Raw genomic sequence first — 12,074 nt, forward strand, 5'->3', positions numbered from 1 at the left:
CAATGACAATCGATAGCCATCAACATTTTTGGATCTACGATGAAAAAAGACATGCCTGGATAGACGATACCATGACCGACATCAGGCAAAACTTCCTGCCCTCCGACCTTAAACCCATTTATGGGGCCAACGGAATCGACGGCTGTGTGGCCGTTCAGGCCGACCAAACCCTGGAAGAGACCGACTTTTTGCTCAAGCTTGCGGCCGCGAACGATTTTATAAAAGGCGTGGTAGGCTGGGCCGATTTAAGATCGGAAAACCTATCCGAGGTTCTGGGTCGCTACGCCGACCAAAAAAAACTAAAGGGATGGCGGCATGTGGTGCAAGACGAAGCGGACCATAATTTTATATTGCGTCCCGATTTTTTAAGCGGTATTTCACAACTCGCCGATTACGGCCATACCTACGATATTTTGGTTTTTCCGCACCAGTTGGGAGCGGTATTGGAATTCGTCAAAAAATTTCCCGATCAGAAATTCGTTATCGACCACATTGCCAAACCTTATATCAAAGATGGCTTTTATGATGGATGGGCACTGTTGATGAGGGAAATCGGCAAACACGAAAACGTGTATTGCAAACTGTCGGGAATGATTACCGAGGCCGATCATGGAACATGGACAAGCGGGCAACTCCGACCCTACATGGACTTGGTCTTGGAAGCCTTTGGCAGCCACCGTCTAATGTTCGGCTCCGATTGGCCGGTCTGTCTGCTTGCGGGCAGTTATGACCGGATGAAGAAGGCCGTCGACGATTTTGTTTCGACCTTGGGCGATGACGAACAAAAAAGAATAATGGGCGAAAACGCAATCGCGTTCTACGACCTGTAAACGCAAGGCTAATATAGCCCCTCCCTAAAATTTCAATAAAATGACCCGAACAAAGCGCTTCTGCTATTCGTGCGACTTAAAGAACGACCCCGAACTGATCGAGGAATACAAGGCCCACCATGCACCGGGCGCCGTTCCCGAGGCCATCGTAAAAAGCATCAAGGATGCGGGAATAGAGAACATGGAGATTTACCTGACCGGCAACCGGATGTTTATGATCATGGAGGTCAACGAAAGCTTCGACCCGGCCAAAAAGGCCGAAATGGACGCCAACAACCCCGCCGTCCAAAAGTGGGAAGAACTCATGTGGAAATTCCAGCAAAGTCTGCCATGGGCCGAAAAGGACGAAAAATGGATTGCCTTGGAGAAGATATTTCAACTTTAGGCTTCGCCCTGGTCAATCGCCTCGTGATTAAAAGGTACTAGCCGACGAAATTTACCAAGGTCCCGATATGATCGATACTTATCCGTATTTCATCGCCCGGCTTAAGTGTAAATTCGTCCGGGGGTATAATTCCGGTACCCGTCATCAAAAAACAGCCGTTGGGAAAATGGCATTCCCTGAACAGATAGGCCACCAAATCGGTATGCTTTCGCTTCATCTGGTTGATCTGAATTTTATCGTTAAAGACCTGATCGCCCCCTCTTATAATTTCAAGTTCTATGGTCGTATCGGGTGAAATGGGTTCGCCCGGCACATAAATACAAGGTCCTAAGGCGGCACACCCATCGTAGGTCTTGGCCTGGGGCAGGTACAAGGGATTTTCCCCCTCGATGCTTCTAGAACTCATATCGTTTCCGATGGTGTAACCTTCAATAGAGCCCTTAGAACTTATGAGCAAGGTCAATTCGGGTTCGGGTACGTCCCAGCCCGAATCCTTCCTGATCCGAACGGTTCCCCCCTGGCCTACCGTTCGCTGGGGCGTGGCCTTAAAAAACAGTTCCGGGCGATCGGCGTCGTACACCCGATCGTAAAAGGTACCGCCCCCGGCCTTTTTCGATTCCTCCATACGGGCGGTCTTACTGCGCATATAGGTAACTCCCGATGCCCATACCTCTTGGTTCCCCATAGGCTTTTCGATATCGGCATCCCCAATAGTCCCCTTAAAATCGTCAAAACTCCCCAAATCGGATTCCAAGGCCTGGAACAGATGCTCGCGATTAAGAAAAACATCCCAGTCCCCAATTTTCTTAACGTACATTTTTTCGTTGTGCTCTATAACAGCTCCGTGTGAAGTCTTGTAAATTTTCATAAGTTCGGTTTGATCGTTTTGTTTCTCTAAAAGTAAAGTTTTTTTGTTGCTTTTTTAAGGAGAATCAACACACTTTTAGTTTTTAAGGGATATTGTTTTATCTTCGGCCCTCAAACCAGATAAACTACATAAATTATGTTCGGCATCAAAGACAAGATTGCCATTATTACCGGCGCCAGTGGATCCCTGGCAGGTAGCATTGCCAAAAGCTTTGCCGAGGCCGGTGTAAAGTTGGCCCTGCTCACCCGCAAAGAATCGTCCCTTGCCGGTTTAATGGCCGAAATTGATTCAGTGGGCGGATATGCCAAGGCTTACGAGGCGGATATTTTGGATGAAAAATCCCTAGGGGAGGTAAAAGACCAAATACTATCCGATTTTGGGCGAATAGACATTCTTCTGAATATTGCGGGAGGCAACCTTCCCGGTGCGACCATCGGGGTCGACAAAACCATTTTCGACCTTTCGATCGACGCCTTTAGAAAGGTTACCGACCTGAACCTTAACGGTACGGTTATCCCTTCCATTGTTTTTGGGAAGGTGATGTCGGAGCAAAAGGAAGGGGTCATCATCAATTATTCCTCTATGGCCGTAGATCGTGTCATTACCAGGGTTGCCGGATATTCCGCATCCAAGGCCGCCATGGAGAACTTTACCCGATGGATGGCCGTGGAAATGGCCTCGAAGTTCGGTGAGGGCATTCGTGTGAACGCCGTGGCACCTGGTTTCTTCATCGGAAAACAGAACAGGGCCCTTTTGACCAATGAAGACGGATCCTATACCCAAAGGGGCGAGGATATCATCAGGAACACGCCCATGGGCAGGTTCGGGGAAATCGAAGAGCTGAACGGTGCCGTACAATTTTTATGCAGTGATGCCGCCAAGTTCATTACGGGAATCGTATTGCCCGTAGACGGCGGGTTTAGTGCATTTAGCGGGGTATAAACCTTTTATCGAACCCTCCATTAATTTTCTGGGAACAACTTATATAACTACAGTATGGAACAAACATGGCGATGGTACGGGCCAAGCGATCCCGTAAGCCTTCAAGACATCAGACAAGCCGGTGCAACGGGTATCGTTACGGCCTTACATCATATCGCGAACGGGGAAGTCTGGCCCATTTCAGAAATCGAGAAGCGAAAAAAGCATTTAGAGGACAACGGACTGGTATGGTCGGTGGTCGAATCACTGCCCATCCACGAAAACATCAAGACCCAACAAGGCGAATACAAAAAATACATCGAAAATTACAAGGAGAGCCTAAGGAACCTGGCCGCCTGCGGTGTAAAAACGGTATGCTACAATTTTATGCCCGTATTGGATTGGACGCGTACCAGCCTCGATTTTGAAGTCGAAGATGGCTCAAAGGCCCTTTCCTTTGAATTTGCCGCCTTGGCCGCCTTTGACCTCTTTATCCTAAAAAGGCCAAATGCCGAGGCCACCTATACCGAGGCCCAAATCGCGGAGGCCAAAAAACGTTATTCGGCCATGTCGGAAGAAGACATCTGGCAGCTGGTAAAAACCATTATTGCGGGGCTTCCCGGTTCTTCGGAGGGCTATCCCGTGCCTGAGAAGGGCTTCGACCTGAGCAAGTTCCAAACCATTTTGGATACCTATAATTCCATTGGCGAAGACGAAATGAGGGACAGCCTGGTTTACTTTTTACAGGAAGTAGTCCCGGTCGCCGAGGAAACCGGGGTACGGCTCTGCATCCACCCCGACGACCCTCCGTTTTCTATCTTGGGACTCCCACGTATTATGGGTACCGAAGCCGATTACGCCTATATTTTCGATAAGGTAAAATCGCTACATAACGGAATTACGTTTTGTACGGGATCCTTGGGAGCGCGTGAAGACAATAATATTCCGCAAATGTTCAAAAGGTTCGCCGACCGCGTACATTTTCTTCATTTGAGAAGCACCAAACGCGATGGCAAGGGCAACTTCTACGAGGCCAACCACCTAGAAGGCGACGTACCGATGTACGAATTGGTCAAACTGATTCTGGCCGAGGAAAAAAGAAGGAAGGAAGAGGGCCGGGAAGACAGTCAGATTCCGATGCGGCCCGACCACGGCCATCAAATGCTCGACGACCTCCATAAAAAAACCAATCCCGGTTATTCCGCCATTGGCCGCTTGCGCGGGTTGGCAGAATTACGGGGATTGGAATTGGGTATTCGAAAGTCGTATTTCGAATAAACGGTTTAACTTCTAATACGCTTGATCAAGGCCAAGGTATCTTTTACCTTGGCTTCAAGACCGGCATAATCCTTATTGGCAAGTATTTCCTTGCTTATCAACTGTGAGCCCATGCCCACGCAGGTTACACCGGCACCGAACCAGCCTTTCAAGTTTTCCTCTTCGGTACTGACACCTCCCGTCGGCATTATGCTCGTCCATGGTTGCGGACCTTTAATGGCCTTTACAAAACCCGGACCATAGGTAGAGCCCGGGAACAATTTGATGATCTCGCATCCCAGCTCCTCGGCCCTGTTGATTTCGGTAAGCGTACCACAACCCGGGGACCAAAGCACCTTCCTTCGGTTACAGGCGATCGCGATGTCTTCGCGCAAGGTAGGGGTAACGATAAAGTTAGCCCCCATTTGCATAAACATACTGGCCGCACCCGCATCGGTAATGGATCCGACCCCCATGATCATTCCGGGCAGTTCCTTTAGGGCAAACTTGTTCAGTTCCAGAAATACCTCAAAAGCAAAATCGCCGCGGGCGGTAAACTCGATCAATCGCGCCCCCCCGTCATAGCATGCTTTCAAAACTTTCTTGCCCAATTCGATATCGGGATGATAAAACAGAGGTACCATTCCGGTCTCCTCCATCACCTGGGCTACTTCAATTCTTGAATACTTGGCCATAATTGTCAGTGAATAGTTATAAGTGAATAGTTAAAAGTTTATAGTTATAAGTTAATAGGGTTGGGACCTTTATCTCGCCACCCTTCCGGAAGCATCGCCCCCCATAAGTTTTTCAACCTCGGCCACGGTTACCAGGTTGGCGTCGCCCTTGATGGTGTGTTTTAGACAAGATGCGGCAACCGCAAAGTCGAGGGCGTTCTGGTCGTCGTCCGGATACTTCAGCAAGCCGTAGATCAAGCCTCCCATAAACGAATCGCCACCGCCGACCCTGTCTACAATATCGGTAATTTGGTATTGACGGGTCTCGTACATTTTCTCCCCGTCGTACAATACGCCCGCCCAGGTATTGTGCGATGCGGATATGGAGCCCCTTAAAGTAGTGATTACTTTCTTGGCCTTGGGGAATTTTTTCATCATTTGCTTACATACCGACAAAAAGGCCTCCGCCTTCACATCGTGCCCGTGCTTGTGAACATCGAGTCCTTCGGGGTGAATGCCAAAATGCTTTTCGGCATCTTCTTCATTGCCCAGAATAATATCGCAATACGAAGTAAGTTCGGTCATAATGGCCTCCCTATCCCCGCCATAGTTCCAAAGTTTGGCCCTGTAGTTCAGGTCGGTCGAAATGGTGATGCCCTTTTCGCTTGCCTTTTTTACGGCCTCGAGACAGACGTCGGCGGCACCTTGCGAAATGGCCGGTGTGATACCGGTCCAGTGGAACCATTCGACCCCTTCAAAAACGGCATCCCAATCGATCATTCCCTTTTCGATTTCGGCAATGGCGGAGTGGGCCCTATCGTAAACGACCTTACTGCCACGGCTTACGGCGCCGGTTTCCAAAAAGTAGATGCCCAGGCGATCGCCCCCATAAATTATCTTATCGGTACCGACCCCTCTTTTTCTCATTTCCATGAGGGCACATTCACCGATATCGTTTTTGGGCAATCGGGTAACAAAATCAACGGGCACGCCATAATTGGCCAATGAAACCGCCACGTTGCTCTCGCCACCACCGTACACCACGTCGAAACTATTGGTTTGCGAAAATCTTAAAAACCCTGGAGGGGACAATCGTAACATAATTTCCCCAAAAGTCACTACTTTTTTCATTATCTATTAATTATTTATGTTCGCTTTTCACGAAGATAAAGGTTATTTTTTGATAGGCCGAAAATAAAGATTTACTCTAAAATATCAGAAGGAAAGATTTACAAATACGGCAATCGATATTCCTATAACAATAATTCATGGAATTGAGATATTTTTTCCCTTCATGAGGGATTAACCCCGCCCAAAAGATGAAGAAGTGTCCACTTATTGTTCGTCGACGAGGGGTTTTACCCGTACTTCAGGGGGTCTTTTGTGCCAGTAGGAAGCCAGGATGGAACCGGTGATGTTCATCAGCGGACCGAAAACGGCCGGTGCGAGGCCCATGGTGGCGATTTTGCCCAAAGAATTGGCAATTCCCGAGGCAAGTCCGCCGTTCTGCATACCGACTTCGATCGCTATGGTACGGGAATCCTGCTCCGACATCCTAAAAAGTTTGGCGAAGCCATAGCCCAAACTATAGCCAAATACATTGTGGACCAATACCAATACCATCAAAAGCCCCCCAATATCCAGCAGGCTATCCCTGCCAGCGGCAGTTATAATCGTGATAATTATGCCTATGGCCAACATGGAAACAATGGGCATGGCCCTATCGAGCCATTTGGTCTTGAACAATTTATTAAAGAGGAGTCCGGCCCCGATCGGCAGTATGATCATTTTGGTGATGCTCCACATCATATCCAATACATCGATTTCGATAAACTCCCCGGCCAATAATTTCATCAAAAGCGGGGTCAGAAAGGGGGCCAATAAGGTGGCGATGGACGTAATGGTAATCGAAAGGGCCAAATTGGCCTTGGCGAGATAGGCCATAACATTCGATGCCACACCACTTGGCGAACATCCGATCAGCACGATACCGGCGGCGATCTCGGGCGGAAAATCACTTATTTTGGCCAAGGCAAAACCGACAATGGGCATGATCAACAATTGGGCCGCCACCCCGATCATTACGCCTTTCGGGGTCTTAAATACCGAGGCAAAATCCTTGATGCTCATCGAGGTACCCATACCGAACATTATGATCTGTATCAAGGGTATGATCAGGGCCGTTAGCTTAAAGCCCCCTACCACGGTGAAGAAATGGGGGTAATACAATGCGGCGGAGACCCCGGCAAAAATCATGGTGGTAAATACGAGTCCGTTCAAGGTTTTATAACCGCTGAAGCCCAAGGCCAGAAGGGCAAAAAACAGTAAAAACGGTAGGCCTCCCTGTTCAAGTCTGCCTGAAAGCAACAAGCCGATTATAGAGACCAACAAGACCGCTGCAATGCCCAAGCTAATGGAATAGAGATTGATTTTTTTCAAGATAGGAATGTTTTTACATGAGTTTATAGGCTTGTCGGGCCAGTAGGCGCCACTCGTTGTTCTTCTTCTGCCAGGTCATCATTACCCCGATGCGCACATCGGCATCCTTGCCGTCGTTGGTACCTTTGGCCACGAAAATGTGCCTAACGATACCCACGTCGCCAGATATGGCTATGGTCTGGTCTTCGGGCAGGATCGAAAAAAAATCAAAGGGGCCCTTCAACACCGCTTCGATATATTCTTCCTTATTTTCCAGTGTCCCACTCGAATGACCATAGGTGAGTTTATCGTCGGTCAATTTTTGAAGTGCGGCCCCATCCCTGGCGACCATGGCCGCATAGAGGGCCCCTACCCCTGTTTCTATGTTCTTTTTATCGGTATTTGACTGGGCTTGGACACATGCGGTAAACAGGCCAAGAAAAGCGTATAGGTAAATTGTTTTTTTCATTGTCAAATGGTGTGTTTATACTGGGCCAATATTTATCAATAGCCCGCATTTTTTATATAATCGTCGAGTTCCTTCCGTGTCATCGGCAGCTGGTTGTCGGGATAGTTCTTCAACCACTGTACGAAATCGGCCTTAATGGCGTCGGTCCATTTGGTATCGATTTGTCCCGGAGTATAGGTTTTCTCACGGAGCCGCTGAAACCCGAACTGGTCCCTAAGTCCGACAACCTCGGAGGAGAGCACCAGTTCCGCAACCAAGTGCGAGGGTATAAAGATGGTCCCGTGCCGATTGGCCAATACCACATCGCCCGGCAATACGATGGCCCTTCCGATCCGTATCGGTGTGTTGATCTCGGTAAGCATTTGTTCGGCGAGGTACGATGGATCATCACCCCGGTACCAGCCGTTAAAGCCCTCGATATCGAGAAGTCCGGCCACATCGCGCACCCCACCGTCAAAGATGAAACCGTTTTGCGAATTCGCGTAAATGGCATTGCCCAAGTTCGATCCGATCAATGTCCCGTCTATGATCCGGCCATATCCGTCCGCTACATAGACATCACCGGGCTGTAGAATTTCGATCGGCCAGGAGTTGCTCCCTCCAATGGTATCGCGATTTTCCGCGCCCCCCTTTACCTTGATCAGTTGCTGATAATCGGGGCGCAAGGGGGTGTATTGGGCGGTAAGGACGCGGCCCGTCATCACCTGTCCGGGATGCAATATTTTCCAATTGCCATCGTACTGGTTGTTATACCCCTTGCGGCGCAAATAGCCCCAGGCCTCCTCGATCTGAATGTTCTTGAGACGCTTTAATAGGGCATCGGACACTTTGGGCCTTCCGTCAGGAAAACGCTCCCCTTGCCAATCGGCGGTCAACTCCTTGATATATCCAGGGGTTGCAGCAACACCTTGGGCAGAGACCGAGAATGTCATAAAAGCAAAAACCATCCCTAAAAATAACTTTATTTTCATTTGTAGTGTATTTATACTGTTAATCTAAACTGTTTTTAACGATTTTAGCGGACAACGCAATATTTTTTAATGGTAGAAGGCCAAGGTAGTTGAACATCCCCGATTAAGATTAAATAATCGGGGTGCTCAACGGCAACCAAACCAACTCAAACAAAATTCTAAGATCTAATTTGCTATGGTTTGCTCTTCTATACCTCAATTGGTTCAACTATAGGTGCGGTCGTGCGATTGCAGTGCATTCCATTGATCGGTAGGGGCAAAATAACTCTTGTCTTTCGGATGTACGTGCTTTTTCAGCACCTCCTCGTTCAGTTCGATGCCCAGGCCAGGAGCCGTTAGCGGCACGGTGGCAAAGCCCTTGTCGATCATTTTAAAGCCGCCTACGGTAGTAACCAGGTCTTCCCACCAGGGCAGGTCGACCGAATGGTGCTCAAGGGCCAAGAAATTCTGTGAGGCCGCGGCACAATGTACGTTAGCCATAAAGGAAACGGGAGTACCCGCTTGGTGCATGGCCATGGCGATACCAAATTCCTCGGCATAATCGGCAATTCGCTTGGTCTCCAAAAGACCGCCCGAAGAGGCCAGGTCGGGGTGCACGATATCTACGGCCCGCTCATGAATAAGCGGTAAAAAGTCTTTTAACAAATAGATATCCTCCCCGGTAGTGGTCGGGGTTTCGATAGACCGGGTTATTTCCTTCCATTGTTCGGTGTATTGCCAGGGTACCATATCTTCAAACCATGCCAAACGATATTTTTCGAGGGCCTTGGCCAAACGAATGTTATTGTTCATATCGAAATGTCCGTAATGGTCGGTAGAAATAGGAATCTCATATCCTACCATATTCCTGACGTCCTCTACCACTTGCTGCAAATGCTCAAGGCCTTTTTCGGTAATCTGTATTTGGGTAAACGGATGCATGGTATTGCCATAGGACATAAAGTTTCTACGATCCCCCCACTGGTTGAGGTTGCCTTTCGAATCTTCCCAAAACTTGCCGTTGACAACCGTATCCTTCATTCCCTTCAACTCGGCTATCGACACATCCATCTTTAACCAGGTATACCCCTGTTCCTTTACCCTGAAATTGATCAGGCGCTGCTGTTCCTCGGGAGAGCTGGCCTCCGGGGTGTCGGCGTAGAGTCTAACCTTGTCCCTGTACCTACCTCCCAAAAGTTGCCATGCGGGCACATTGTAGGCCTTGCCGCATAAATCCCACAAGGCCATTTCAACGGCGCAGACCCCCCCGGCCTGTCGGGCCGGGCCACCAAATTGTTTTATACTTTTAAAGATCTTTTCAACATTGCAGGGGTTTTTACCCAAAATCCGACTTTTAAGCATCAGGGCATACCTAACATCACCGGCATCCCGCACTTCTCCCAGACCGTGAATACCTTGATTGGTCTCGATCTTTATGATGGGCGTACCCCCCATCACATTGGTCACCACATAGCGCATATCGGTAATCTTCAATTCGGAGGGGGCCGATGCCCTGTTTACCTTTGAAGTGGTTTCGGCCACCCGGTCTTCGAAGGAATAGCCCATAAAACTCGATAGTGCTATACCCCCCAAGGCGGTTTTCTTTAAAAAATTTCTTCGGTCGTCACCGGTTTTTGGGTCTTTTATCTCCGCCTGCAGCGAATCGGCATAGGCTTTTTCCTCTTTCTTGCTTTTAGCTATGAGCTCTTGTAACGTGTTCTTCATTTTTAGTAGTGTTTTTTTGGTTATATCGATTCCGTTATTGATCCCACCATACCTTGGTCTCGAGGTTATCGGGGCCCATTCGGGATACTGCGGCGCTTAGGTTTTCGTTGTTGGTCGCCACCTCTGAATTGGGGTAGGTCAACCGATTTATAAATGGTGTGCCGATATCCTGGGCAGGATATGGGTTGCTATCAAGGTCGGGAAACCCGCTTCGGCGAAAGTTGGCAAAGGCCTCGGGTCCGTTTAAAAAACACGATACCCAATATTGGTTGTTTATTTGTTCAATGGCATTGCCCGCATCAAAGGGATTGTCGGCCAGATACGTTTGAATGTCCACATCGGCTATCGCAACCTCCTCGTCGTACTCGGCCATCAGCTGCATATGTGCCGTAACCCCTTGGTTGTAGTAATCCTCGGGATTGCCCGTAACCCATCCGCGAACGGCGGCCTCGGCCAACAAGAGTTGGGTTTGGCTGTAGGTTAGCACATAAATTGGGGCCGTTTGCTTGGCCACCCTAAAGCGGTCTATTTGCGTAAAATCGTAAAAACTGGCCAAACCGAGGTCGTCGACTACCGTTCCGATGGTACCGTTGTCGTAGCCCAAGGGCATGCCCACTTGCTCCGCGGGATCTTTGGACCCTGTTTCTATGACCTGTTCGGGTCCCGAGGTAGCCCCGGTAAACCTCAAGGCCAACGACATAAGCCTGGGATCGTTCGTATCCCGTAGAAATTCGACAAAGGTATCGACCATATAAAAGTTGTTGGCCTCGGTAGAATTCAGCAAAGACCCCGCATTATTGGTATAATTGCTATCGTGCCTGATGGCGTAATTATCTTCATTGGATTGCATAAGTCCGCCACCAAAGGCCTCTGCCACGGTCTGTTCCGCCAATGAGGGATCGACCTCCGACAGGCGCATGCCCAATCGCAATAACAAGGAATACCCAAAACGTTTCCATTTGCCAATATCGCCCGAGTACAATACTTCGCCCTTTTCGGCGGGAGCACTTTCGCTGAGGCCGGCACTGGCCTCCCTCACCTCTTTGATAAGGTCTGCGTAAATGGCTTCTTGGGAATCGTACCGGGGCAATACGATCTGTTCGGTAACCCCTTTACCCGCTTCAAAATAAGGGATATCGCCATATTCATCGGTCAAGATCATAAAGGTCAGGGCCTGGATCAATCGGGTCATGTGGAGTAAATTGGGTCTATCGGGAGCATCTTCGGCCTGTAACTGGCCTATGATGTCGCCCGTATTCTTAATCACGTTCTCGTAATACTTCACCCAATGGTCGTCGGTAACATCGCGGTTATCCTGATTGTAATTGGCACCGGTAAGCACACCTGAGTTGGGAGAAATGACCTGTTGCACCACACCCATGTCAAAAATGATCTGCGCATTTGAAAACGAGGTGTTGACAATCGCGTTGTTCAATAAAAATATGGGATCTACACTATCGCTGGTCGGGTCGACCACATTGGTGTTTATTTCGTCGAAGTTCTTATCACATGAGATGACGAGGAAGAGGACTCCTAACGTCAAAAATCTATTTATTGTGTTTTTCATGATGCTCTCC

General features: G+C 48.8%; 12 protein-coding genes. 4 read left to right on the forward strand and 8 right to left on the reverse strand.

Features of this window, described 5'->3' with window-relative positions:
- The first annotated feature begins 2 nt into the window (after positions 1-2).
- Both BUB37_RS06585 and BUB37_RS06590 read left to right on the forward strand, forming a co-directional pair.
- The gene (locus BUB37_RS06585) at positions 3-830 is read left to right on the forward strand and encodes an amidohydrolase family protein (RefSeq protein WP_072990647.1); all 828 of its coding nucleotides are present in this window, start codon (positions 3-5) and stop codon (positions 828-830) included.
- A 40-nt stretch (positions 831-870) separates the two neighbouring features.
- A complete protein-coding gene (locus tag BUB37_RS06590) occupies positions 871-1,215 on the forward strand; it encodes an L-rhamnose mutarotase (protein ID WP_072990651.1) in 345 nt (114 codons plus the stop codon).
- A gap of 37 nt (positions 1,216-1,252) precedes the next feature.
- Here the strand turns inward: BUB37_RS06590 and BUB37_RS06595 are convergent, their stop codons facing one another.
- Positions 1,253-2,083 carry a fumarylacetoacetate hydrolase family protein gene (locus BUB37_RS06595; protein WP_072990654.1) on the reverse strand — a complete coding sequence of 277 codons (831 nt, stop codon included), beginning with the start codon at positions 2,081-2,083 and terminating at the stop codon, positions 1,253-1,255.
- Between the two features lie 135 nt (positions 2,084-2,218).
- Between BUB37_RS06595 and BUB37_RS06600 the strand changes: the two genes are divergently transcribed.
- On the forward strand, positions 2,219-3,025 hold the full coding sequence (locus BUB37_RS06600; protein WP_072990656.1) for an SDR family oxidoreductase: 807 nt from the start codon (positions 2,219-2,221) through the stop codon (positions 3,023-3,025).
- A 54-nt stretch (positions 3,026-3,079) separates the two neighbouring features.
- Positions 3,080-4,282: a mannonate dehydratase gene (uxuA, locus tag BUB37_RS06605; RefSeq protein WP_072990659.1), complete on the forward strand. Its 1,203-nt coding sequence runs from the start codon at positions 3,080-3,082 to the stop codon at positions 4,280-4,282.
- A 5-nt stretch (positions 4,283-4,287) separates the two neighbouring features.
- Here the strand turns inward: uxuA and BUB37_RS06610 are convergent, their stop codons facing one another.
- The 7 genes from BUB37_RS06610 to BUB37_RS06640 all read right to left on the reverse strand — a co-directional run bounded on the left by BUB37_RS06610 (position 4,288) and on the right by BUB37_RS06640 (position 12,064).
- Positions 4,288-4,956: a bifunctional 4-hydroxy-2-oxoglutarate aldolase/2-dehydro-3-deoxy-phosphogluconate aldolase gene (locus tag BUB37_RS06610; protein WP_072990662.1), complete on the reverse strand. Its 669-nt coding sequence runs from the start codon at positions 4,954-4,956 to the stop codon at positions 4,288-4,290.
- 69 nt (positions 4,957-5,025) lie between these two features.
- The gene (locus tag BUB37_RS06615; protein ID WP_072990664.1) at positions 5,026-6,066 is read right to left on the reverse strand and encodes a sugar kinase; all 1,041 of its coding nucleotides are present in this window, start codon (positions 6,064-6,066) and stop codon (positions 5,026-5,028) included.
- A 204-nt stretch (positions 6,067-6,270) separates the two neighbouring features.
- Positions 6,271-7,374, reverse strand: coding sequence for a bile acid:sodium symporter family protein (locus tag BUB37_RS06620; RefSeq protein WP_244526749.1), 1,104 nt, complete (start codon positions 7,372-7,374; stop codon positions 6,271-6,273).
- 13 nt (positions 7,375-7,387) lie between these two features.
- Positions 7,388-7,822: a nuclear transport factor 2 family protein gene (locus tag BUB37_RS06625; RefSeq protein WP_072990667.1), complete on the reverse strand. Its 435-nt coding sequence runs from the start codon at positions 7,820-7,822 to the stop codon at positions 7,388-7,390.
- Between the two features lie 35 nt (positions 7,823-7,857).
- On the reverse strand, positions 7,858-8,793 hold the full coding sequence (locus BUB37_RS06630; protein ID WP_072990671.1) for an RraA family protein: 936 nt from the start codon (positions 8,791-8,793) through the stop codon (positions 7,858-7,860).
- A gap of 204 nt (positions 8,794-8,997) precedes the next feature.
- Positions 8,998-10,497 carry a mandelate racemase/muconate lactonizing enzyme family protein gene (locus tag BUB37_RS06635; protein ID WP_072990674.1) on the reverse strand — a complete coding sequence of 500 codons (1,500 nt, stop codon included), beginning with the start codon at positions 10,495-10,497 and terminating at the stop codon, positions 8,998-9,000.
- Between the two features lie 34 nt (positions 10,498-10,531).
- Positions 10,532-12,064, reverse strand: a complete 1,533-nt coding sequence (locus tag BUB37_RS06640) for a SusD/RagB family nutrient-binding outer membrane lipoprotein (protein WP_072990677.1) — start codon at positions 12,062-12,064, stop codon at positions 10,532-10,534.
- Positions 12,065-12,074 lie beyond the last annotated feature (10 nt).

The organism is Pseudozobellia thermophila (assembly GCF_900141855.1).
GTDB lineage: Bacteria > Bacteroidota > Bacteroidia > Flavobacteriales > Flavobacteriaceae > Pseudozobellia > Pseudozobellia thermophila.